We start from the raw sequence: 22,323 nt of genomic DNA, 5'->3' as shown, positions 1-22,323 counted from the left end.
GCTCATGCTCCAAGAACGGGGTCGGCATAGGTATCGGGATTGCTGGGGTCGAAAATATCGTTGGTCCAGAACAGAGTGAGAAGCGGCTTCTGGCCCACATTTTCAATGCTGTGGGTGTGAAGGGTCGGCATGTCCACTGCCGCTGGCGTCTGGCCATCGACGCGATAAGCCCAGACCTCGTCCCGCAGAACCTTGCGGATACGGATGACGGCCTCACCCTCGAGAACGAGAAACCGCTCGGCCTTATTGAGATGAAAATGGTTTCCGCGCGTCACCCCGGGCTCCGTCCAGCTGAGAAAGGTCTGCCCGCCGCCGCCGCCTTTGACGGCTTCGAACAGCGTGCCGCGCGGGTCCGTATTCAGCCGCAGGGTCCTGGGGAAGCCATCCGGATAGAGCGCCGACCGATAGCTGTTGAATAGTGCGAGGTCGAAGGCGTCCGACAAATCCGGATATACCCCGGCAGCGTAGAGGGCATGGAATCCGGATATCCGGTCAAGAAGTTCTGCCACGCCCATGGGCCGCGAGGCAGGGCGCACCGTTCCCACCGTACCGTTCAGCGCCGCGTCTATGGCCGCGCCTGCCGCAGCCCCGGCATGCAGCAGATCGACGTGTCCGGCGGGGTTCACCGTCGGCGGGGTGCCGTCGATGACATTGCGGATAAATGTCGCGGTAACATTGTTATAGTTCGGGCGGGCACATTCGCCGAAAATATGCGGAAGCACCAGATCGGTGAACCGGGACGTGCAAGCGGCGAGTATCTCGCCCGCGATCCGCTTGGACCGGCCATAGGGCGTATCGGAAGCGGCGTGCGTAGAGTTCGCATAGACGATATGCGGCTCGATGCCGGCGGCCTTGCATGCTGCGGCAAGCTGGGTTGCAATCTTTGGGTTGCCTTCCTCGACCTCCCTGTCCGGGCCGCGGTTGACTCCTGCAAAATGAAGCACGGCATCCGCACCGCCCAAGGCAGCCGCCAGCTTTTCGGGTTGTGAAAAACTATCGCGGTCCAAACAGACGATGTCGTAGAGCACGGGCCTCGATGCGAAGCGCTCCGCGCAATTCGCCGCATGCAATCGAACTGCCGCATGCCAGCCCAACAGGCCTCCAGATCCCGTGATGACGATCTTCCTCATCGGCTGGCCGTCCAGCTGTCGAGTTCCTGCTTCACTTCCGGCAGCGAGAGCAGAAGCGATTTGATGCCCTCCACATCCAGCCGCTCGGTATTGTGCGAGTGATAGTCCTCCCGCTGTATCGTTTTCTGGTCGCCCTCCGAGAAATAGGCTTGGTAGTTCAAGTCGCGGGCGTCCATATGAATACGGTAATAATTGCCCATATCCTCGCTTTGGGCCAGTTCCTGCGCGCTTGCCAGCGTCTCGTACAGCTTTTCGGCATGACGCCATCCGATCATCTCAACAGGGTGACCAGGCAGGTTGAAAAGTTCCTTCAACGCAGTGACAAGATCTCCGATCGTGGCGGCGGGCGCTTTACGAATAAACAGATCGCCTTGGCCGGCATGCTGGAACGCATGATGCACAAGTGCGACTGAATCCCGCAACGGCATGAGAAACCGCGTCATCGTCGGCTCGGTAACGGTAATCGGCGTGCCGGATTTCAGTTGCTTTATGAACAGCGGGATAGCCGAGCCACGGGAATACATGACATTGCCATATCTGACGATCGACACGGTCGTTGAGGCATCGGGGCCGATAGACCGTGCGATAGCCTGCGCCAGCTTTTCCATCATCGCCTTCGACATTCCCATGGCGTTCACAGGAAAGACTGCTTTGTCGGTGGAGAGGCAAACCACGCTCCGCACGCCTGCGCCAACGGCGGATCGCAGGACGTTCTCCGAGCCCATGATGTTTGTCCGCACCGCTTCGAGCGGGAAAAACTCGCACGAAGGCACCTGCTTCAGCGCCGCGGCGTGGAAAACGCAATCGACGCCCGCCATGGCGCGGTCGACGCTCTCGCGATCCCGGATATCGCCGATGTAAAAGCGTGCCCGGCCATCCCTGAGTTCGTTCCGCAGAGCGTCCTGCTTCTCTTCGTCGCGGCTCAGAATGCGCACTTCCGAAACATCGGATGATAACAGATCACGCAACATCGTCTTGCCGAAGGACCCGGTGCCTCCGGTAATCAGGATTTTATCGACTTTCATCCTCGCCATCCCCATCGCAATTCTGATCCAGCAACCCGACATAGAGCGTATATGGAGTCGTCGACGCCGCAACATTCTCCGTCCGCATAGCACCTCCATGGGAACGCGTCATCCGGTATGGAAGCTGTTCCCTTAATTGCTCAGGGTTTTCTTTGCAGGCTCAGCGATGATGTGCCATCCAGGCGTCCCAGGGTCTTGATACGAGACTTATTCCCACCTGCCCAACAGGCGGTTTGGTGCGCAGGCAAAGCGTAACCGGCGCAGATAGTCGCTTGCCCGGAACATCAATGTTCCGATTCGCTTCCAGGGCGGCAGCTTGGCGCTTGCATAGGCCGCCCGGCCGGCAATGGTGGAGACCGCCTGACCTGACAACGCAACTAATGGCCGGTCAGTTGTAAAAATCGCATAACCACCGCTCCATCCGCGCTCCAGCGCGACATCATAGGGAAGACGCATGGGTTTCAGGGCAGCAAGCATCTTTTTCACCCCCTCACGGCTTACCACATAGGCGGCTGAGCTTCCAAGCGGTCCATGGCCACACCGCCCGATTGAATAACCCGAGCCCGCCCGCCAAAAACGGCGGAAAAGCACGGTGCGGTGACTGACGAGCTTGACGGCATCCCAACCGGACAGCCGCGGGAGTTCTTCGATGAATGGCAGGAAATCGGCGGTGAACTCGATATCGTCCTCGACAATGACGGCGTGGGCGTCATGCGCTTCCACGATCGCCTCGAGCACCCTCAGATGGCTGAAATAGCAGCCGATCTCAGCCAGCATGGCATTCTTGCCATGATAGCGCCTGAACCCTGCCGCGTCGAAATCTCTGAGGGCAGATTGCGGCAGGGTGCTTCCGTCCACGGCGGGAACCCGGCGGATCGCGATGCCGAACCGCGCTGCGCTGGCCTGCACAGCCTTCAGCCGCTCATGCGAGCGATCGAGATTGATGACATAAACGGGTATTGGCAAGGAGTCGCCTTCGAGCCGGTTCGTGTCATTCAGCGGTGAAACGCCTAGACGCGAAAGTCAACAGCCCATAAGGAATCGGCAGATGGAATTAGTCTAATTTTCAGCCTTGCCTCATCCATTCCAGCGAAAGCAATGCCGACAGCCGCTAATCGGGCTGCACCATAGCCTGAACCGTCCACTCGGGTAGTGGGAAGAGCCGATCATAAGCCCAGTTGAAGACGAAGGCGTAGCCCATATAGAAAAGCGCGAATGAGACGTCCATGACGAAAGCCTGCCAGAGCGATACGCCAAGATACCAGGCGATGAACGGCATCAGCACCACCAGAAGGCCGGCCTCGAACAGCACTGCGTGCCAAACCCGCGTCAGGCCGCTTTTCTCCGTGGTCCCGGAAGTGCGTTGGAGGACTACATCGAACAGGTAGTTGTAGATGAAATTCCATGCCGTCGCGATCGTCGCGCTCACGAGGCTGACCACACCCATGTCATGCATAGGCATGTGAAACGCCAGCGCGCCAAGCGGAGTGACGAGCAGAAGTCCGATAATTTCAAAGCTGAGTGCGTGACGGATACGATCGCCGACGGAGCGCATTTTCCAACCTCCGGAAAGCTCGGGTCGTCCCGAGCGAACTAGCCCGATAAACGGGGGAGGCCGTCCTCGCTTTCAAGGGGGCTATATAATGGATTTGCCCGCACTTTCAACCACGCGCCGGTCAGATGTGAATCCCGGATGTTTGTAAGCGCTCCGGCGCAGCGCCGACCTCTGCCTTCACCGTAGCAAACGCCTCGCCGATATATTCCGCCAAAGGCTGCCTGCCGTCATTCTGCAGCCAGGCATCCACGGCAACGCGCATAATTCCTATCGTCATCATGGCGACGAGCCGCAGGCCTTCGCTACGGCCTTCATCAGGACACACCTCGCACAAGCCTTCATGGACGGCCTGCTCGAACTGCTGGTAGCTGAGCGATGCTCGGACGCGCAGCGCTTCGCTATCCGCCATAACTCGGGCAATGGCGATGGCGCGGGATGGTTCGGAACTGGCGGTGAGCGCCTTCAGCGCATCACAGGCGATGTCGAAGGGCGAGCCGGCGGCGGCGTGCTCCACGACCAGTTGCCTCAAAGCCTCCACATAGCCGCTCATATGGGCGAGCAGGATATCGTCCTTGCTCTTGAAATAATGAAAGAAGGTGCGCCGCGAGATGCCGGATGCCTGGGCAATCTCGTCGAGGGTCGCCGCCGCATAGCCCTTGGCGAGGAACAACTCGAGCCCCGTGTCTGCGATCCGGCGGAACGTCTCCCTCCGCTTTCGCGCGCGCAAGCCTTCCTGCGGTGTCAGATCATCGTGCATTCCCGTTTCTTGCATGAATTTTGACGGTGTGGAAGCCGACGCTGGCCGGATGCAGATTTACCGCAGCACTCGAATATTTTTGCACTCAGTGCAAATTGTCATGCAAGTGTTACGAACCGGGTCTAGCCAGCCACCCCATGCGGGGCTTTTCTCGCCTGGACTATTCCAATCTGTGGGGATGAATGATGAAAAGAGTGATTTCTTGCGTAGCGGCGGCCCTCCCGTCGCTACTGACGGCACCGGCATGGGCGCAGGAGGTGATCAATACGCCGATCCTGTCTTCGGTTGACAACTACCGCGATCTTGCCGGGCTAGCCGCCTCCAAGGGAGGAACCGGCTACGCCTATACGACGACCAATGATGGCGTCATGCGCACAGGCGTCTTCTTCCGCTCCAACGCGCTGACGCTCAACGATGCCGATTACACGACGATCCAGAGGCAGAACATCTCGACCGTCATCGACCTGCGCACGCCGGGCGAGATCGCCACGGCGCAAGACCGCCTGTGGCCGGACGTGACCTATTTCAACAACAACGTCTCCGGCGGCAATACCTCGGACACGCCACCGCTCAACAGTCCCGCCGACTCCATCGCCATTCTTGAGCAGGGCAACCGCAGCTTCGTCGCCGACGAGCGTACGAGAGGCGTCCTGCGCGAGGTGTTTCTGGAGCTTGCCCATGCGGATGCCGCGGCGCTCTATCATTGCACCGCCGGCAAGGACCGCACCGGCTGGATTTCCGCTGTGCTGCACAGCATCGCCGGTGTCTCGCAGGAAGACATCATGAAAGACTATCTCGCCTCCAACACCTATTCGGCGGCCCGCATCAAGGCCTCTCTCGACGCCATCGCGGCGCAGGCCGGCGGTGGGGCGGCAGGTGAATATGCCAAGGCGATCTATGCGCCGCTCATGGGCGTACAGGCGAGCTTTCTGGAGGCCGGGTTCGACCAGGTGGCGCAGAGCTACGGCTCGATGGACAATTACCTGAAGGAAGGGCTTGGGCTGACGCAGGCCGATATCTACGTGCTGCGCGCCAAGATGGTCTATTACAAATCGCTGCCTGAAGAAGACGAGATGACCGGCAACGCCGCCACAGGCGCCGCGTTGCTGAAGGCGCTACAGAATTCCGAACTCTCGGGCGATTATACGGCTTACAACTACTACCTTCAGTCGGCCATCGATGCCGGCACGCTGGGCGGCGTCCAGATGCAAGTGGGCGGGCAGGTCCATGCCGACGCCGGCAGCTGGCTCACGCGCCTGCCTTCGCAGCTTGGCGAAACCATCCAGCCCTATGCGCGGGGCAAGGGTCTCGACATCGGCCACGCCGCCTTCTGGCAGACGACGCTGGGCGAAAGCTTCTCCACGGATGGCGATTCGGGCACGGCGAAGAGCTCGCAGCGCAGCGTCATGCCCCTCTTCGGCGCGACATACCGCATAGACGAGCGCGCGCTCGTCTATGGCGCGCTCGGTTATGGCGGCGCGTCGATCTCGGCGGCGGGCGGAAAGGTCGATCTCGACGGCTTCCTCGCCACCATCGGCGGGCGCTACGGCTTCTCCTCGCTCGATTCCGGCCTCTATGTGGCGGGCGGGATCAATGCCAGCATCATGAACTATGACAGCTCGCGCGCGCTCGGTGGCGGTTTCGGCAACGCCGATGGCAGCACGGACGGCTCCGTCTTCGGCGTCAATGCCGAAATCGGCCATATCTTCCGCTCGGGCGAATGGGCGATCACGCCCTTTGCCGGGGTGGACGTGGCCCGTGTCAAGCTCGACGCCTTCCAGGAAAAAGGCAGCGAACTGGCGCTCGCCGTCGACGAGTTCGAGGAAACGGCGGTCCGCCTCAAGGCCGGTGTCGAACTCGGCCTCGATCAGCGCAAAATCGGCGAATGGACGCTTGCCACCACCTCGCGCCTGACTTTCGAGCATCTCGCATCGACGCCGGAAACCGTTAGCACCGGCTCTCTGCAAGGCTTTGCCATCAGTCAGGAATCGGCCTTCAACAGCCGCAATCTCGGTCGGATCGGCTTCGACGTGGCGCTGCAGCGCGACGCACTCACGGTGAAGGCCGGAATCAACGGCGCGATCGGCGACGGGCGCGACAGCAAGAGCGTCGGCGGGAAGCTTTCGATCGGCTATTCGTTCTGATAGGCGTGAAGGGCAGCCGTCGCACGCCGGCTGCCCCCACCCACAATACACACAAAAAGAAACCGGGCGGAAAATCTCGGCTGCCGCCTTGATTTTACCGGCAATTGTCTCTATATAGTCGTTATCGACTTTTGCTTGTGGTTTTTGTTCGTGGACTAACCGCCCCACAAATCTCCCTTCATCATTCGATCCTCAGGCGGCCTCGCGGTCGTCTAAATTCAACAATTGATGAAAGGAAATCATCATGAACACTGGCACAGTAAAGTGGTTCAACGCCACCAAGGGTTTTGGCTTCATTCAGCCGCAGGACGGCTCCAATGACGTTTTCGTGCATATCAGCGCTGTCGAGCGCTCGGGCATGAGCAGCCTGAACGAAGGTCAGAAGATCTCTTATGACCTCGTGCAGGACAAGCGGTCGGGCAAGAATTCCGCCGAAAACCTTCGCGCCGCCTAATCGGCGAGCGATATGTCATTCCCCGTCGCTGACCACGGATGTACTGGCAGTGTGCGGTGCGGATGAGAGGAAGAGGTCGGGCAAGCCCGGCCTTTTTTGTTTGTCCGCCAACCCAAAACATGCGCCATCCCGGCGCTCCATGAAAGGATGAGACTTTTGCAGGTACTCGTAAGAGACAACAATGTCGATCAGGCGCTTCGCGTGTTGAAGAAGAAAATGCAGCGCGAAGGCATCTTCAGGGAGGCCAAGGCGCATACCGCCTATGAGAAGCCGTCGGAAAAGCGCGCCCGCGAGCATGCAGAGGCCATCCGGCGCCACCGCAAGCTGGCCCGCAAGAAGCTGCAGCGCGAAGGTCTCATTCCGGGACCGAAGAAGAAAGTTGCTTCGCCCGCGCGCCCCGGCGCGTCCACTCGCTAACAGGAGTTTAGCATGGTCGCCACCAAGGAAAGCTTTTTCAGCCCATCCAAGCTCAGCAGCCATCAAAAGGCTCAGCATACGCATGACGCGGCCATGCAGATCGTAGACGCCGAAGCGGCCGCGCGGGCCAAAAAGACCGCGCGGCTGCGCCAGCAAAGACTCGATCACGAAGCCGCCAACCCGCCACCCGAGGCGCCCGCGCCGCGCCGGCGGAAGAAAGCCTGATACGCTGCGCGATTACCGCGAATCGGTGTAATTGATACCAAGCAACCAGTTCATTTCATCGTTAGAGCGGCTTCGTTCTTTTATCGTTGTGGCCATTGCTGCCGTAGAGGAATGGATCCCAGCGACGAGCCTTGGGGTGATGGGTCGCGTTGCTGTTGGCAGGCTGACCTCGCAGCTCCGCCGCTTGGCAAAAGCATATCCGGGAGTGGAGAGAACACCTCCTCTGCGTCATCCCAGTGCTCGTCACTGGGATCCATTCCTCGACGTCTCCATGACAACAACGGTCCCAAACAGAATTCGGGCGATTCCATCAAAACATGAACCGCTTAGAGTCTGTCAGAACTCGCTTGAAACAGCGCCCGGTTCGAGGCTCGTTCCGTTACGTACACGAGCATCTCACCATGAGGGCTGTTGAAACGCCGCGCTTCAGTTCATTCTGAAGCGCCGACGCCCCTTCACCTTACATCTATAGCGATACGTGACGTTACCGCGCCCAGCAATAGCCGAGGGCGCAGCCGGAGATCGACACCTTCTGCGACACCGCGAAAGGATTCTTCTCATCGAGCGAGATGCGCACCAGGCGCGAGCGGTCCCGGGGCCGGAACATGTTCTGGAATTCCGCCGGTAAAGCGTCGGCGACGGTGAGAATCGCATCAATCCGCCCGTTTGCCGATTGCGCGCCGCCCTTCACATTGACGGGCATCCCTTCCCAGATATTGAACAGATATTCGTCGGGCAGATAGGCGAGAATATAGGATTTGCCGCCATTGATCTGCATCAGCTCGTCGCCAAACTTCACGACCTGCCCGGGAATCGGCACCTTCGCGCCCACGATGCCCGACGTGCTGGCGCGCAGATAGCCATCGTCATAAATCCCGTTGAGCTTTTCGATGGCCTGGCGGAAGACCGAACGGGATTGCTGCAGCAGCTTCAGTTCGTTCTGCGTCGCCGCCTTTTCGCTTTGCAATTGCGCCACCCGCTCCGCAGCCTGAAGGCTGTTGCGCAGCGCGTCGTCTTTCGAGAGCGAGGACACGATACCCTTGCCCGAAACGGTATCGAACTGGCTCGAGGTCGCCTTCGTCTCGCGGGCGGTGCGCTCAGCCAATGGATACACCGCATCGATCGAGGCAAGCTTGCCCTGGAGCTGGCCTTCGCGAATGGCGAGATCGCTATCGCGGAAAGCGATGTTTGACAGTTCCTGGATCATCTCGAAGGATTCGATACGGGCAAGCGGGGTTCCCGCTTCAACCTTGTCGCCCTCCTTCACATAGACCGCCGTCACCTTGCCCGGATAGTTGGCGCCGACCGAATAGCGCTCCTTCAGCACGGTGCCGTCAATCGACAGCACGAACATGCTGCCGAAGAGATAATAGGCCAGCGAACCGAGGAAGACGATGACGAGGCCGAGATAGACCGTTCGTCCCAGCTTGCCGGACGACGAGCGTTTCTGAGCATCGAGAACGTCGATGCGGGGTTGTTTGCGCAGGCGTTTCATTGATTTTCCGTTTTACCAGGGGCGTTGCATGCGGACTTTTATGGGGGTGTAATTATCCCGATGAGAGCCGGAGAATGCCCATTCGTCGATATAGGCGATAAGCCTGACGGGCCGCATGACATAGGTCATGAACAGGGAATAGCCCGGCAGGAACAACAGGTTACGAAGGAACACATGCCGCCCCGTGCACCAGGCCGAGGCCGCGAGGATGAGAACGTCGATAACCAGGAGGCCGATTTGCATGCCTATGAGAATAGCCGGCGTGAATGCCCCATATTGCAGGAACAGCCACACCAGATAGACGGGGAAAATGAATGCTCCCAGAACGTTGAAGAGCAGGAAATCCCACTGATGGACCGCTTCGCTCAGGCGAAACGCCGGAGAGAAGGGATTCATCAGCCGCGCATGCTTGCGGTAGCGTATCCAGATCGCGTCGCGCTCCCAGCGCAAGCGCTGGCGGATGTACTGGTACATCGTGACCGGCACGTCGGTATAACAGATGGCATCCGGCGCATATTCGATGCGCCAGCCTTTCAGCCGAAGCCGGATCGTCGTGTCGAGATCTTCCCCGCCGCCCACGTCGAAGCCGCCGATATCGTCGAGGGCTTGGCGCCGGAACGCGCTGAACGCTCCTGACGCGCAGACGACCTGATTGACCGCGCTCGAAATACGCTTGCCAACCGCGATGGACTGCAGATACTCGATCTCCTGAAACTGCGCGATCACGCTGGCGTCGCTGTTGCGCGGAGCGATGTCGCCGCAGACGGCTCCGACGCGCGGGTCAGAGAAAGGCCGCAGCAGATATTCGAACGCATGGCGGTCGAACGAGCAGTCGCAATCGACATTGATGATGATGTCGCCGGTGGCATAGGCGCAGGCCAGATTGATGCCGCTCGACTTGCCGCCCCGAAGATCGGTCGAAAGCACCCGCGCGGCGAGGCCCTGCTTGACCAGGCCGCGAGCGACTTCCGTCATCCCGTCCGTGGAGCCGTCGCTAACGATAACCACTTCGAAATCCCGCATGGATTGCTCATGCAGGGAGCGCAAGCAAGCTTCCAGCGCGTCCTCTTCATTATGGCCGACGAGAATGACGCTGACGCTGGGGCACCCGGTTGCGGAAGCTGCCGAGGACTCTTCTTCAAGCACAGCTTCGCTATCGGGCGAGCGCATGGACATGCCTGCCACCAGAAAGGGCAGGATGTATCGCGGAAACTCGAAGATCAGCGTATACCAGAAGACCGACATAATGCTGAGGGTCGTCTGGCTCAGCAGGAAGGCGAAGCCCAACTCCAGTATGTTCACGGGTCACGCTCTTCCGAAACGCTGGATAATCGTCAGCCTGGGCGACAGTTTCAGCCGGAGAACCTCCTCGCCGCGCGCGATCAAAGCCTGTAATTCCCGCTCAAGCTCGGCGTCGAAGGCTTCGGCGAAAATATAGGCCATATCGCCATCCACATGGAGAGAGCCGGTATTCCCAAGACCATTGCGGAGGGTTTCGAAAAACAGGTCGCGCGACTTTTCGAACATGGGACGACCGTTCGCAGCGATGACCTCTTCGCCCTTGGCGAAGCGGACCTCGGCGAGGCCTGCCTGCGTCCGCGCCAGCGCGCCGATATCAGCAATTTCCCTTTGCAGCGGAGCAGGCAGGGAGGATGGGACCGCGGGGGCACTCCCTTGTAAGAATGCAACGGCCGCATCCGTCAGCATATAGCTGTGGAGGTCGACATGCGTTGCGGCTCCGCCGTCCATGCGCGCGTTGCAATCAAGGCAGACGAACCCGACTTCGAGTTCCGACGAGGTGGCCTCGCAGCTGTTGCAGGTGAAGGCCTGTCCGGGCCTGTCATAGTCTTTTCCGTAATTGCGCAACTGCCGCTGGCATTTCGGACAGACAAGCGACATGCCTCGGCGGAACTGTTCTTCCGGCAGAACCGCCGCGCAATGGAAATGGTGGAGAAGCGCACTTTCCCGCAAATCCGCCGAACGGCAGGACGGGCATTCCTCGCGGACGCTGAGGCGGCGGGATTGGCAGGTTGCGCATTCATGCAGGCGGTCGAAAAAGCGCCGTTTCAGGAAACCGCGCAACACCAGGCTCTCGGCCAGGGGAACGATCTTCGGCGCGGAGAAAAACCCCGGATAGCACACGGCTTCCGGCGCGAGCGGATAGCGCATGCCGCGCAACTCCCGGCCCGAGACATACATATGCGCCAGAAGCTGCACCTCGGGATCGACGCTGTGGCGATGCTGCGCCGCGAGCGCCTCCCGGCCTTCTCGGAACTTGAGGATGCGCCGGGCGGTGTCAGTCCAGGTGCGCGGTTCGAGAAGATCGAAATGGGCATCGGCGAAATCACCGGCGCGGCCCTTGAGATCGATCATCGGCGCCTGAAGAGAACCCGCAAAATCCCTGATATTGTGAAGCGGCGAGGAAAGCCGCTCGTCGGAGAAAAGAACGGCGTCGATATCGCCGCCCGCATCGGCTTCGAAAAGAAGGCCGAATATTTCATCGAGATGGGCAGGCACGCGCGGAAACCAGCGCGTCCTCGGCTTCCAGGTCAACCCTGTCTCATACCAGGCGTTCCGGATTTGGTCGGCTAAATGTTCTGGCTTGGCTATGGCGCCATGCGACGGAAATGCATGGCCTACGGATGATGGAATCATTGGGGTCTCTTATCAATCGGCAGGGAATCGCGAAAAGTCCGTTACCGGGTGTCTGCTTCGCGAACCGCTGTAAGAAAGGTTACATGAACAGAAGCTGAATTAGTTTCAGCTTAAGCCCAGTTCCTTAGAACGGGCGGTATAGATCGCTTCCATGGGGCGAAATAATGGTTGGACGGAGCGTCCGGCATGCTGCGTATCCTTGCCGCGCCGAGAATCGTGAACAGCGCGGCGCCGCCGAATCACAAGAAGCCTGCGTCAAAAGCCTGGAATGGATCGCGGGCGGAAGCGATTTGCCAGCATTATCCGCGCCGGAACTGCGGAGATCGCCCCGACTGGGCGACGCATGTTCAAAATTACATCAAGTTGTCGGGATCACCGATTTGAGAGCGGGCCGAAATGAAAAACAGGCTCCCGGTTGCCCGGGAGCCTGTTCAATCGCATCTTCGCCGGCAAAGGGGAAATTACTGGAAGAGGACGATCGATTTCTGGAACGTCACCCACACGCCCCAGAGAATGGGAATGCCGACCGCCGCCCAGGCAAGCGCGGCCTTGGCATCGAGCCCGCCGGTGCCGATGCCGAAGGAACCGCTGGGGCCGGTAGCAGCCGCGGCGGTCTTGGCCTGGAGTGCAGCGACTTCCGCATCCGACATGAACCACTTTTCCGATAGCGGCTTGATGAACAGATTGGCGAGGAAGCCCAGCGCCAGCATTCCGGCAAGGATGTACATGGTGAAATTATAGACCAGCTCGCGCGGCACGCCCGCATCGATCTGGAACTCTCTGATATAATTGACCACCACCGGGCCGACGATGCCCGCCGTCGCCCAGGCCGTCAGCAGCCGCCCGTGAATCGCGCCGACGAACTGCGTGCCGAAGATATCTGCCAGATAAGCCGGAATCGTCGAGAAGCCGCCGCCATACATCGACAGGATGATGCCGAACGCGAGCACGAACAGCGCCTTGCTGCCCATGCCGGCAAGGGTCGGCGCCAGCGCATAAAGCACGATGCCGAGCAGGAAGAAGGTATAGTAGGTGTTCTTACGCCCGATCCTGTCGGAAAGCGAGGCCCAGAAGAAACGTCCGCCGATGTTGAAGAGCGATAGCAAGCCGGTGAAACCCGCCGCAATCGCCGCGATGGCAGTCTTCTGGGAAGCATCGAGCTGGGTGAAGGTCAGTTCGGGCAGGCCGATGAGCTTGCCGCCGAAAATCTCCTGTAGCATGGGCGATGCCATGCCGATGACGCCGATGCCGGCGGAGACATTGAGGCAGAGCACCGCCCAGATGAGCCAGAATTGCGGGGTCTTGTGAGCGTCACGTAAGTGCACGTGCCGGGTGGTGATCATCGCCTTCTGGCTCGCGGGCGGTGTCCAGCCCTCGGGGCGCCAGCCGGCAGGCGGGATGCGATAGCCGAACGCGCCGCACATCATGAAGACGAAATAGATCGCAGCCATGACGATGAAGGTTTCCCAGACGCCAACCGACGTGGCCGTCTTGAAATGGTTCATCAGCATGTCGGCGAGCGGAGCGCCGATCATCGCGCCGCCGCCGAAGCCCATAATGGCCATACCGGTCGCCATGCCGCGCCGGTCCGGGAACCATTTGATGAGGGTCGAAACCGGCGAGATATAGCCAAGCCCCAGCCCGATACCGCCGATGACGCCCGCGCCCAGCCACATCAGCCAGAGCTGATGCATCATGACGCCCAGGGCCGCAACGAGAATGCCGCCGCACCAGCAAAGCGCCGCGACGAAGCCCGCCTTGCGCGGACCGGCGCGCTCCAGCCAGCCGCCCCAGAGCGCTGCCGAACAGCCGAGCAGCACGAAGAACAGCGTGTAGATCCAGCCGAGATCCGCGACGCGCCAGTCGCAAGTCGCGGTGAACAGGGCCGTCATCAGGTTCAGGTCGGGGCACGCGGCCGGCTGCGTGACGCCGAGCGACCGTGAAAGCGGCAGCCAGAACACGCTGAAGCCATAGGCCATGCCGATGCACAGATGAATGGCAAGCGCCGCCGGCGGAACCAGCCAGCGGTTGAAGCCCGGTTGCGCGACGATGCGCTCCCGGTCGAGAATTCCGGCGCCTGTGAGGACGCCTGCTGTGGTGTCTGTAGACATGACAATAATCCTCTCCTACCGCCGTGGTTCTCCTCCCAGGCGGGTTACCTCATTGTCGGGTTTTCAAGGGTGTTGCCGGCCCGGCCCGAAGGCTCAGCCGGTTGAAGCTGGTTTCAAACTTTCGGTCAATCGCTCCTCCCTGTCGCGTTTAAGAGTGTTCGCTTTCTTTACGGAGTGACAACATTACCGTTGAGGCATGGATGCCAGTGACAAGCACTGGCATGACGGGATCGAAGTTTTTCGCACTCAACGACAACGATTGTGGCAAGCAATGACGTTTGGACTTGAGCGGCAAGGCCCATCCCTCCGTCATGCCAGTGCTTGTCACTGGCATCCATGCCTCGACATTTCCATTGTCACGGCAGGTGAAAATAGAACCGATCCCGGACAATTCCATCGAGACAAATCCTCTCTAATTCACCTTTTCAGGCCTGCGTATCTGCTTTGCCGCCTCTATGACCAGCTCGTTCAGCCCCTTGCCACCCTCGTCCTCAAGAACGGCAAAAAGCTGGGTGCGCATGCGCGGCTCCCAGAAGAGATTGATGTGATTGGCCACCCCCGCCACTTGGCTCTCGCGCGGCTGCGAGGAAAAGAAGGTGGCAATCTGATTGGCCATGTAGATGAGCTTATCGTGGGTGCCGCTATGCGACATGGGCCGTGCTCCTGATATCGATACGGTCTGGATGGGTATAGATGTCGAACTCCTCGCCACGGACAAGCGCGATGAGCGTGATGCCCGCTTCCTCCGCCGTGCGGATGGCAAGCGCCGTGGGGGCGGAAACCGCCGCCAGCACGGATGCGCCGATCACGGCCGTCTTCTGCACCATTTCCAGCGAAACGCGGCTGGTGACGACGATCACGCCGGTCCGGCCATCGACGGCTTGCCGAGCTAGCGAGCCAATGAGCTTGTCGAGCGCATTGTGCCTACCGACATCCTCCCTCGCCGCGATAATGCCCCTGCCCGGCACATAAAACCCCGCCGCATGGACCGCGCCGGTCTCCTTGTGAAGCGGCTGTTGCGCGGACAGGAGTTGGACGGATCGCGCGATATCATCCGCCGTCAGATGCAGTTTTGTGTTTTGGACCGGCGTAATCGGCTTCAGCGCCTCGTCGATCGACTCGATGCCGCAAAGCCCGCATCCAACAGGCCCGGCCATATGACGGCGGCGCGCGGCGAGGTGCTGGCCCTTGGCTTCCGCAAGCGTAATCTGGATATCGATTCCGCGTGCATGTTCCTCAACCGCGATTTCCTCCATATCCGAGGCCTTGTCGATGATGCCTTCCGACAGGCTGAACCCGACCGCGAAATCCTCGAGATCATCAGGCGTCCCCATCATCACCGCATGGGTCGTCCCGCCATAGCTGAATGCGACCGGCACCTCCTCCGGCACCATCCGCGCCGCCTGCGAAAGCCCATCCTTGCGGCGGGCGATGCGCGATACGGATATGATCGGGCGGCGGTTCATGACGATCCTGTTATTACGGCCATTGTCCGGAGGGCCAATCTCGGGCGGTGTGGATGATATGCACGATAAACACGCTTTCGCATCCGTTCATTGGTCGCAACGCATACGCAATTATGTGAGGCGGGCGACCCAGCGATTTTTCATAAATACCGGCAACACGACCACGGCGCCCTGTAGGAACCTCTCCGAGCGCTTTGGCTGCGTCACGGATACGATCCGCAACCCGGCGCGCCGCAGAAGGGTTATCGCGAGCGATAAGTTCCGTCTGCTCTCGCAGCTCCTGCAGCGCTTCGCGCGCCCAGATGACTGGTCGCCTCACGATTTGGCAGACCGCTTTGCTTCCACGGCGTCAATAGCGGCATAGATTTCCGCCATGGCTTCGTCATGTGGTACAACGCGGCCAGCTTCGATATCAGCCATACCCCGCTTGATCCCCTCGATGATTTCCAGTTCGCGGTCGACATAAGCCTCGATTGCCTCCCCGGCGAGAAAGGATTTGCTGCGCTGCGTATCGGCGGCAATACGTTCCAATTTTTCTTTCAGCTCGGGGCGCATCCGAATGGTGATGGTCGTGCTAGTCGTCATTTCGAAAACTCCTGTGTTGAGATGTACACAACATAGCACACTTGCGCTGCACTAACCAGTTTACTCCGCGGCTTCCAGCTTGGCCGCAACCCGGCGGCTTTGCTTCGCCTGCGCGTCATATTCCACCTGCCATTCGGTCGGACCGTTGGACGGCGCGACCTGGACGGCGGTCACCTTGTATTCCGGGCAATTCGTGGCCCAGTCGGTGAAATCGGTGGTCACGACATTCGCCTGCGTCGCCGGATGGTGGAAGGTGGTGTAGACGACGCCGGGCGCGACGCGGTCCGTTACCTTCACCCGCAAAGTGGTATCGCCGGACCGGCTTGCGAGCTTCACCCAATCGCCGTCGCGTATGCCGCGATTTTCGGCGTCGTGCGGATGGATTTCCAGCCGGTCTTCCTCATGCCAGATGACATTCTCGGTGCGCCGCGTCTGCGCGCCAACATTATATTGCGAGAGGATACGGCCCGTGGTCAGCAGGAGCGGGAAGCGCGGGCCGGTCCGCTCGTCGGTCGCCACATATTCGGTGCGGATGAACTTGCCCTTGCCGCGCACGAAGCCATCCACATGCATGACCGGCGTGCCCTCGGGAGCCTTTTCATTGCACGGCCACTGCACCGAGCCGTCGCGCTCCAGAAGCTCGTAGGATACCCCGGCGAAGCTTGGCGTGGTGGCGGCGATCTCGTCCATGATCTGGGACGGGTGCGTGTAATCCCAGCCGTGCCCCATGGCCCTTGCCAAATTCTGCGTCACCTCCCAGTCAGCATAGCCGTTCTTCGGGCTCATCACCTTGCGCACGCGGTTGATGCGGCGTTCGGCATTGGTGAAGGTGCCGTCCTTTTCCAGGAAGGTCGAGCCCGGCAGGAAGACATGGGCGTAATTGGCGGTCTCATTGAGGAAGAGGTCGTGCACCACGACGCATTCCATCGCCGCCAGCCCTGCCGCTACATGCCTGGTGTCGGGATCCGATTGCAGAATGTCCTCGCCCTGGATGTAAATACCCTTGAACGAGCCGTCCACGGCGGCGTCGAGCATGTTCGGGATGCGCAGGCCCGGCTCGTTGTCGAGCTTCACGCCCCAGAGCTTTTCGAAAATATCGCGCGTCGCGTCTTCGGAGATATGGCGGTAGCCCGGCAGCTCGTGCGGGAAGGAGCCCATGTCGCAGGAGCCTTGCACATTGTTCTGCCCGCGCAAGGGGTTCACGCCGACGCCGGAACGGCCGATATTGCCGGTCGCCATGGCGAGATTGGCGATGGCGATGACCGTGGTCGAGCCCTGGCTGTGCTCGGTGACGCCTAGGCCGTAATAGATCGCGCCATTGCCGCCGGTGGCGTAGAGACGCGCCGCGCCGCGGATCAGATCGGCGGAAACGCCGGAAAGTTTCTCCACCGCTTCCGGGCTGTTTTCCGGCAGGGAGACGAAGGAAGCCCAGTCCTGGAACTCCGCCCAATCGCAGCGCTCGCGAATGAAGGCTTCGTTGAACAACCCTTCCGTGACGATGACATGGGCGAGCGCCGTCAGCACCGCGACATTGGTGCCGGGTTTCAGCGGCAAGTGATAGGCCGCTTCCACATGCGGCGTGCGCACCAGATCGATGCGGCGCGGGTCGATGACGATAAGCTTCGCGCCCTGCCGCAGCCGCTTTTTCAGCCGCGAGCCGAACACCGGATGGCCATCGGTCGGATTGGCGCCGATGACGAGCACCACATCGCTATGCTCCACGCTGTCGAAATCCTGCGTGCCGGCGGAGGTGCCGAAGGTCTGCTTCAGGCCATAGCCGGTGGGTGAATGACAGACGCGGGCACAGGTATCGACATTGTTGTTGCCAAACCCCTGCCGCACCAGTTTCTGCACCAGATAGGTTTCCTCATTGGTGCAGCGCGACGAGGTAATGCCGCCAACCGCGCTCTTGCCATATTGATACTGGATGCGGCGGAACTCATGGGCGACATGGGCATAGGCCTCTTCCCATGTGACCTCGCGCCAGGGATCGGTGATCTTCTCACGGATCATCGGATTGAGGATACGGTCCTTGTGCGTGGCATAGCCATAGGCGAAGCGGCCCTTGACACAGGAATGGCCGCGATTGGCCTTGCCGTCCTTGTAGGGCACCATGCGGACGAGTTCCTCGCCGCGCATTTCCGCCTTGAAGGAGCAGCCGACGCCGCAATAGGCGCAGGTGGTGACCTTCGAATGCTCGGGCTGGCCGATTTCGATCACCGATTTCTCGGTCAGCGTCGCGGTCGGGCAGGCCTGCACGCACGCGCCGCAGGAGACGCATTCGGAGCCGAGGAAGGATTCATGCATCCCCGGCGAGACGCGCGAGTTGAACCCCCTGCCCTCGATGGTCAGCGCAAAGGTGCTCTGCACTTCCTCACAGGCGCGAACGCAGCGCGAGCAGACGATGCATTTCGAGGGATCGTAGGTGAAATACGGGTTGGACTCGTCTTTCGGCAGGAAGCGGGCATTGACCGCATCGCTGTTATGCGCCTTGACGTGGTTCTCGCCCTCATAGCCGTAGCGCACCTCGCGCAGACCCACAGCGCCCGCCATGTCCTGCAATTCGCAATCGCCATTGGCAGCGCAGGTCAGGCAATCGAGCGGATGGTCGGAGATGTAGAGCTCCATCACGCCGCGGCGGATATTCTTGAGCCGGTCTGTCTGGGTGCGGACGACGAGCCCATCCATCGCTGGCGTGGTGCATGAGGACGGCGTGCCGTTGCGCCCCTCTATTTCCACGAGGCAGAGGCGGCAAGAGCCGAACGCATCCACCATGTCAGTGGCGCAGAGTTTGGGGATTTCGATCCCAGCCTCCATCGCCGCCCGCATGATGGACGTGCCTTCGGGGACGGTCACCGCGACGCCGTCAACCGTGAGCGTGACGGACTTCTGCGATTTGGAAGCCGGGGTGCCGTAGTCTATTTCATGCACGAGAGCCATGGGGTTTACTCCGCTGCTTCGGCGATAGGCGCCGGCCCGAAATCCTGCCTGAAATGCGTGAGCGCGCTCATGACCGGATAGGGCGTGAACCCGCCGAGCGCGCAGAGCGAGCCGAATTTCATGGTGTTGCAAAGGTCGGTCATGACGGCAATTTGCTTTTCCGGCGCGATCCCGGCGGCAATGCGGTCTGCGAGCTCCACGCCGCGTGTCGAGCCGATGCGGCAGGGCGTGCACTTGCCGCAGCTTTCCACGGCGCAGAACTCGAAGGCGAAACGGGCCTGTTTCAGCATGTCGACCGTATCGTCGAAGACAACGATCCCGGCATGGCCGATGAGCCCGTTTTTAGCCGCGAAGGCCTCATAGTCGAACGGCGTATCGAACAGCGCAGGCGGAAAATAGGCCCCGAGCGGTCCGCCGACCTGCACCGCCTTGACCGGACGCCCGGATGCGGTGCCGCCGCCGATCTCGTTCACCAGCTCGCCCAGCGTCAGCCCGAAGCCCGTCTCGAACAGCCCGCCATGCCTGGCATTGCCGGCGATCTGGATGGGGATCGTTCCGCGCGAGCGGCCCATGCCGAAATCGCGATAGAACGCCGCGCCCCTATCCATGATGACAGGCACGGAGGCGAGCGAGATGACATTGTTGATGACCGTGGGCTTGCCGAACAGCCCCTTATGCGCTGGAAGAGGCGGCTTGGCTCGCACCACGCCGCGCCTGCCTTCAAGGCTTTCGAGCAGCGCCGTCTCCTCCCCGCAGACATAGGCCCCTGCCCCGACACGCACTTCCAGATCGAAGGCATGGGCGGAACCCATGACGCTCTTTCCGAGCATACCGGCCCGTTTCGCGACCGCGATGGCCGCATTCATCGCCGCAATTGCATGCGGATATTCCGAGCGGGTGTAGATGTAGCCCTTCGTCGCGCCGGTGGCGATGCCGGCGATGATCATCCCCTCGATCAGCACCAAGGGATCGCCTTCCATGATCATGCGGTCGGCAAAAGTGCCGCTATCGCCCTCATCGGCATTGCAGACGATGTATTTCTGCGGCCCCTGCGCTTCGAGCACAGTCTTCCATTTGATGCCGGTCGGGAAACCCGCGCCGCCGCGCCCGCGCAGGCCGGAGTCCGTGACTTGCGTCACAATCTCGGCAGGCGAGAGCTTGAGCGCATTCTCCAGCCCCCGCAACCCGCCATGGGCTCGGTAATCGTCGAGCGACAGCGGATCGACGATGCCGCAGCGGGCGAAGGTCAGCCGTGTCTGGCGGGCGAGAAATGGAATTTCCTCGGTGAGGCCCAATGAGAGGCGGTGCCCACCGCCCTCAAGGCACCCGGCATCGAGCAGCGAGGCGACATCGGCAGCCTTCACCGGGCCATAGGCGACACGGCCTTGCGGCGTCGCCACCTCCACCATCGGCTCCAGCCAATAGAGGCCGCGCGAGCCGTTGCGCACGATGCGCGCTTCGATCCCTCGCGCGCTCATCTCCCTGGCAAAGGCCTTCGCCACACGCTCCGCGCCCAGCGCCAGCGCCCCGGAATCGCGCGGGATATAGACCGTCACGCTCATATCAGCACCTCCGCCGCGATTTCCTGCAATTGTTCTTCGTCGAGCCTGCCGATCACCTCGCCATCCAGCATGGCGGCGGGGGCACAGGCGCAAAGGCCGAGGCAATAGACCGGCTCCAGCGTCACCGCGCCATCGGCACTGGTTTCATTCCAATCGATGCCAAGAAGCTCCGCAGCGCGTTCGGCCAGCCTCTCGCTGCCCATGGATTGGCAGGCCTCTGCCCGGCAGATTTTCAGCACATGGCGGCCTGCGGGGTTTTCGCGGAAATCATGGTAGAAGGTGAAGACGCCATGCACTTCCGCACGGGAGAGGTTCAGCGCGCCCGCGACAATCGACAGCGTTTCGCTCGGCACATGGCCGAACTCCTCCTGCAACCCGTGGAGAATGGGCAGGAGCGGACCTTCGACGTCCTTGAATTGATCGATAATCTCTATCGCCCTTGCGGCAATATCGGTACTTGCGGTCTGCATGTCTGCAGCGCCCTCCCTGTTTCTCCCCTCTTTTTTAGAATGAGACCAAAAAGTCGGCTTATAATCAATAGCGCAGTATCGTTGAGCGATAGAAGAAATCTATCAAAGCTCCCGGAATGTTGAGCATGCCGTTATCCAACGCTGCCTGGCAGCGGCACGTCATGCCTTGAAACTCTCCGCAAGCGTCTTCGCCTGATGCAGGAGAGCGGACACGAGCGGCGTGTAAGGCGTGCGCTCGGCGGCGACGAGTCCGACGAGATGCCGCGCGTCCGGCTCCACGATGGGGATGGAGCGGATCGGCTCGGTGAATCCAAGCGTTTCCGCGAGGTTGAGCGGCATGATGCTCGCCCATTTCCCCGTGCGGATATGGGAAAAAAGCACGATCATCGAGTTGGATTCGAGCGTCGTCTGCAGCTCGACGCCCGCATCGCGCAGGTGGAGATTGATGATACGGCGGTTCTGCATGTCGGGGGTGAGCAGGCAGAGCGGCAGCCTGCCCACTTCCGCCCAGGTGACGGTTTCACGGTCCGAGAAAATATTGCCGCTCGAAGTAATCAGGTGATAGCGCTCGTCATAGAGCGGTACGGTCGTCACTTTCCCGAGAGGCTCGTTGTCGATGTAGGTTATGCCGGCGTCTATCTGGAAATTGGAAAGCAGAGACAGCACTTCCAATGACGTGCGCGAGAGGATCGAGAAGGTTACATCCGGATGCCGCTCGCGAAAAGGCGTGGTGATTCGCGAGACCATGGCGAGCGCCGTGGGAATGGCGGCGATGGTGATGTGTCCGGAAAGCCCGAACCGCGCGGCGCGGATCTCCTCGCGCATGGTGCGGGCATCGCCGACGATACGCCGCGCCCATTCGAGCACCCGCTGCCCCTCCGGCGTCAGCCCCTTGTAGCGCGAGCCGCGCTGCACCAGCATGACGCCGAGCGTATCCTCCAGCTGGCGGATCGCTGCCGAAAGAGTCGGCTGCGTGACGCCGCATTCCTCCGCCGCGCGCCCGAAATGCCCTTCCCGCACCAGCGCAATGAAGAATTCCAGCTTGTCGATCATGGCCTTGCTCCCCCTGAAGCAACGCTATCGCATATACGCCGAATGCGATAGCCGGCCAGGGGGATATGGGCGTAGGTGGCTTTGGGGGAATTGCGAGGCAACCCCCTCTGCCCTGCCGGGCATCTCCCCCTCAAGGGTAGGGCTATCGCATATGAGTAATGAGAGTGAGGAAATCCTGGTCGGCCCATCTTGCCTTGAGCCGTTTGTGACTGGGGGGAATATTTTCGGGGTCTGCCCTGAGCACATTGAGAGTAAGGCGGCGAAGGATAGCTTGATTAG

Annotated in this window: 22 protein-coding genes; 5 read left to right on the top strand and 17 right to left on the bottom strand. The window is 60.7% G+C overall.

Features of this window, described 5'->3' with window-relative positions:
• Nucleotides 1-2: 2 nt before the first annotated feature.
• From IEX53_RS20265 to IEX53_RS20245, 5 genes are all read right to left on the bottom strand, one after another.
• Nucleotides 3-1,130 carry a polysaccharide biosynthesis C-terminal domain-containing protein gene (locus IEX53_RS20265; RefSeq protein WP_188826003.1) on the bottom strand — a complete coding sequence of 376 codons (1,128 nt, stop codon included), beginning with the start codon at nt 1,128-1,130 and terminating at the stop codon, nt 3-5.
• Nucleotides 1,127-2,155 carry an SDR family NAD(P)-dependent oxidoreductase gene (locus IEX53_RS20260; protein WP_188826002.1) on the bottom strand — a complete coding sequence of 343 codons (1,029 nt, stop codon included), beginning with the start codon at nt 2,153-2,155 and terminating at the stop codon, nt 1,127-1,129. Before IEX53_RS20260 ends, IEX53_RS20265 begins: the two co-directional genes overlap by 4 nt.
• A gap of 207 nt (nt 2,156-2,362) precedes the next feature.
• Nucleotides 2,363-3,121 (bottom strand): glycosyltransferase family 25 protein, encoded by a 759-nt coding sequence (locus IEX53_RS20255; RefSeq protein WP_188826001.1) that lies wholly within the window; start codon nt 3,119-3,121, stop codon nt 2,363-2,365.
• A 145-nt stretch (nt 3,122-3,266) separates the two neighbouring features.
• A complete protein-coding gene (locus tag IEX53_RS20250; protein ID WP_188826000.1) occupies nt 3,267-3,710 on the bottom strand; it encodes a PACE efflux transporter in 444 nt (147 codons plus the stop codon).
• Between the two features lie 121 nt (nt 3,711-3,831).
• Complete coding sequence (locus IEX53_RS20245; RefSeq protein WP_188825999.1) at nt 3,832-4,467, bottom strand: TetR/AcrR family transcriptional regulator; 636 nt, start codon at nt 4,465-4,467, stop codon at nt 3,832-3,834.
• A 182-nt stretch (nt 4,468-4,649) separates the two neighbouring features.
• On the opposite strand from IEX53_RS20245, the gene IEX53_RS20240 reads away from it, so the two are divergent.
• From IEX53_RS20240 to IEX53_RS20225, 4 genes are all read left to right on the top strand, one after another.
• A complete protein-coding gene (locus tag IEX53_RS20240) occupies nt 4,650-6,611 on the top strand; it encodes a tyrosine-protein phosphatase (RefSeq protein WP_188825998.1) in 1,962 nt (653 codons plus the stop codon).
• A gap of 244 nt (nt 6,612-6,855) precedes the next feature.
• Entirely contained in the window at nt 6,856-7,065 is a 210-nt protein-coding gene (locus IEX53_RS20235) for a cold-shock protein (RefSeq protein WP_188825997.1), read from the top strand.
• A 156-nt stretch (nt 7,066-7,221) separates the two neighbouring features.
• Complete coding sequence (gene rpsU / locus IEX53_RS20230; RefSeq protein WP_188825996.1) at nt 7,222-7,482, top strand: 30S ribosomal protein S21; 261 nt, start codon at nt 7,222-7,224, stop codon at nt 7,480-7,482.
• Nucleotides 7,483-7,494: 12 nt separating this feature from the next.
• Entirely contained in the window at nt 7,495-7,707 is a 213-nt protein-coding gene (locus IEX53_RS20225) for a hypothetical protein (protein WP_188825995.1), read from the top strand.
• Between the two features lie 484 nt (nt 7,708-8,191).
• Here IEX53_RS20225 and IEX53_RS20220 read toward each other — a convergent pair whose 3' ends face one another.
• From IEX53_RS20220 to IEX53_RS20210, 3 genes are read right to left on the bottom strand one after another with little or no spacing between them, the layout of a single operon-like run.
• Nucleotides 8,192-9,202, bottom strand: coding sequence for an HlyD family secretion protein (locus tag IEX53_RS20220; RefSeq protein ID WP_188825994.1), 1,011 nt, complete (start codon nt 9,200-9,202; stop codon nt 8,192-8,194).
• A gap of 12 nt (nt 9,203-9,214) precedes the next feature.
• Nucleotides 9,215-10,504 (bottom strand): glycosyltransferase family 2 protein, encoded by a 1,290-nt coding sequence (locus IEX53_RS20215; protein WP_188825993.1) that lies wholly within the window; start codon nt 10,502-10,504, stop codon nt 9,215-9,217.
• A 3-nt stretch (nt 10,505-10,507) separates the two neighbouring features.
• Nucleotides 10,508-11,755 carry a TackOD1 domain-containing metal-binding protein gene (locus IEX53_RS20210; RefSeq protein WP_236016294.1) on the bottom strand — a complete coding sequence of 416 codons (1,248 nt, stop codon included), beginning with the start codon at nt 11,753-11,755 and terminating at the stop codon, nt 10,508-10,510.
• Between the two features lie 288 nt (nt 11,756-12,043).
• Between IEX53_RS20210 and IEX53_RS20205 the strand changes: the two genes are divergently transcribed.
• Nucleotides 12,044-12,241: a hypothetical protein gene (locus IEX53_RS20205; RefSeq protein ID WP_188825991.1), complete on the top strand. Its 198-nt coding sequence runs from the start codon at nt 12,044-12,046 to the stop codon at nt 12,239-12,241.
• A gap of 77 nt (nt 12,242-12,318) precedes the next feature.
• Here IEX53_RS20205 and IEX53_RS20200 read toward each other — a convergent pair whose 3' ends face one another.
• The 9 genes from IEX53_RS20200 to IEX53_RS20160 all read right to left on the bottom strand — a co-directional run bounded on the left by IEX53_RS20200 (nt 12,319) and on the right by IEX53_RS20160 (nt 22,044).
• Nucleotides 12,319-13,968, bottom strand: coding sequence for an OFA family MFS transporter (locus tag IEX53_RS20200; RefSeq protein WP_188825990.1), 1,650 nt, complete (start codon nt 13,966-13,968; stop codon nt 12,319-12,321).
• Between the two features lie 412 nt (nt 13,969-14,380).
• Complete coding sequence (locus tag IEX53_RS20195) at nt 14,381-14,620, bottom strand: formate dehydrogenase subunit delta (RefSeq protein WP_188825989.1); 240 nt, start codon at nt 14,618-14,620, stop codon at nt 14,381-14,383.
• On the bottom strand, nt 14,610-15,434 hold the full coding sequence (gene fdhD, locus IEX53_RS20190; protein WP_188825988.1) for a formate dehydrogenase accessory sulfurtransferase FdhD: 825 nt from the start codon (nt 15,432-15,434) through the stop codon (nt 14,610-14,612). Before fdhD ends, IEX53_RS20195 begins: the two co-directional genes overlap by 11 nt.
• Nucleotides 15,435-15,447: 13 nt before the next feature.
• Nucleotides 15,448-15,753, bottom strand: a complete 306-nt coding sequence (locus IEX53_RS20185) for a type II toxin-antitoxin system RelE/ParE family toxin (RefSeq protein WP_188825987.1) — start codon at nt 15,751-15,753, stop codon at nt 15,448-15,450.
• A complete protein-coding gene (locus IEX53_RS20180) occupies nt 15,750-16,019 on the bottom strand; it encodes a CopG family ribbon-helix-helix protein (RefSeq protein WP_188825986.1) in 270 nt (89 codons plus the stop codon). Before IEX53_RS20180 ends, IEX53_RS20185 begins: the two co-directional genes overlap by 4 nt.
• Nucleotides 16,020-16,079: 60 nt before the next feature.
• On the bottom strand, nt 16,080-18,959 hold the full coding sequence (gene fdhF, locus IEX53_RS20175) for a formate dehydrogenase subunit alpha (protein WP_188825985.1): 2,880 nt from the start codon (nt 18,957-18,959) through the stop codon (nt 16,080-16,082).
• Nucleotides 18,960-18,964: 5 nt separating this feature from the next.
• Entirely contained in the window at nt 18,965-20,521 is a 1,557-nt protein-coding gene (locus tag IEX53_RS20170; RefSeq protein ID WP_188825984.1) for a formate dehydrogenase beta subunit, read from the bottom strand.
• A complete protein-coding gene (locus IEX53_RS20165; protein WP_188825983.1) occupies nt 20,518-20,991 on the bottom strand; it encodes a formate dehydrogenase subunit gamma in 474 nt (157 codons plus the stop codon). Before IEX53_RS20165 ends, IEX53_RS20170 begins: the two co-directional genes overlap by 4 nt.
• Nucleotides 20,992-21,150: 159 nt before the next feature.
• Complete coding sequence (locus tag IEX53_RS20160; RefSeq protein ID WP_188825982.1) at nt 21,151-22,044, bottom strand: LysR family transcriptional regulator; 894 nt, start codon at nt 22,042-22,044, stop codon at nt 21,151-21,153.
• Nucleotides 22,045-22,323 lie beyond the last annotated feature (279 nt).

The sequence above is a fragment of the Paramesorhizobium endophyticum genome (genome assembly GCF_014640615.1).
GTDB classification, from domain to species: domain Bacteria; phylum Pseudomonadota; class Alphaproteobacteria; order Rhizobiales; family Rhizobiaceae; genus Paramesorhizobium; species Paramesorhizobium endophyticum.
This window is presented reverse-complemented; position numbering and strand designations above follow the sequence as displayed.

Excerpts from the sequence above, each read along its gene's own strand:
- IEX53_RS20265 (WP_188826003.1), bottom strand. The coding sequence starts at position 1,130 with ATGAGGAAGATCGTCATCACGGGATCTGGAGGCCTGTTGGGCTGGCAT.
- IEX53_RS20260 (WP_188826002.1), bottom strand. The coding sequence starts at position 2,155 with ATGAAAGTCGATAAAATCCTGATTACCGGAGGCACCGGGTCCTTCGGC.
- IEX53_RS20250 (WP_188826000.1), bottom strand. The coding sequence starts at position 3,710 with ATGCGCTCCGTCGGCGATCGTATCCGTCACGCACTCAGCTTTGAAATT.
- IEX53_RS20245 (WP_188825999.1), bottom strand. The coding sequence starts at position 4,467 with ATGCACGATGATCTGACACCGCAGGAAGGCTTGCGCGCGCGAAAGCGG.
- IEX53_RS20240 (WP_188825998.1), top strand. The coding sequence starts at position 4,650 with ATGATGAAAAGAGTGATTTCTTGCGTAGCGGCGGCCCTCCCGTCGCTA.
- IEX53_RS20235 (WP_188825997.1), top strand. The coding sequence starts at position 6,856 with ATGAACACTGGCACAGTAAAGTGGTTCAACGCCACCAAGGGTTTTGGC.
- IEX53_RS20225 (WP_188825995.1), top strand. The coding sequence starts at position 7,495 with ATGGTCGCCACCAAGGAAAGCTTTTTCAGCCCATCCAAGCTCAGCAGC.
- IEX53_RS20220 (WP_188825994.1), bottom strand. The coding sequence starts at position 9,202 with ATGAAACGCCTGCGCAAACAACCCCGCATCGACGTTCTCGATGCTCAG.
- IEX53_RS20205 (WP_188825991.1), top strand. The coding sequence starts at position 12,044 with ATGCTGCGTATCCTTGCCGCGCCGAGAATCGTGAACAGCGCGGCGCCG.
- IEX53_RS20200 (WP_188825990.1), bottom strand. The coding sequence starts at position 13,968 with ATGTCTACAGACACCACAGCAGGCGTCCTCACAGGCGCCGGAATTCTC.
- IEX53_RS20195 (WP_188825989.1), bottom strand. The coding sequence starts at position 14,620 with ATGTCGCATAGCGGCACCCACGATAAGCTCATCTACATGGCCAATCAG.
- fdhD (WP_188825988.1), bottom strand. The coding sequence starts at position 15,434 with ATGAACCGCCGCCCGATCATATCCGTATCGCGCATCGCCCGCCGCAAG.
- IEX53_RS20180 (WP_188825986.1), bottom strand. The coding sequence starts at position 16,019 with ATGACGACTAGCACGACCATCACCATTCGGATGCGCCCCGAGCTGAAA.
- fdhF (WP_188825985.1), bottom strand. The coding sequence starts at position 18,959 with ATGGCTCTCGTGCATGAAATAGACTACGGCACCCCGGCTTCCAAATCG.
- IEX53_RS20170 (WP_188825984.1), bottom strand. The coding sequence starts at position 20,521 with ATGAGCGTGACGGTCTATATCCCGCGCGATTCCGGGGCGCTGGCGCTG.
- IEX53_RS20165 (WP_188825983.1), bottom strand. The coding sequence starts at position 20,991 with ATGCAGACCGCAAGTACCGATATTGCCGCAAGGGCGATAGAGATTATC.
- IEX53_RS20160 (WP_188825982.1), bottom strand. The coding sequence starts at position 22,044 with ATGATCGACAAGCTGGAATTCTTCATTGCGCTGGTGCGGGAAGGGCAT.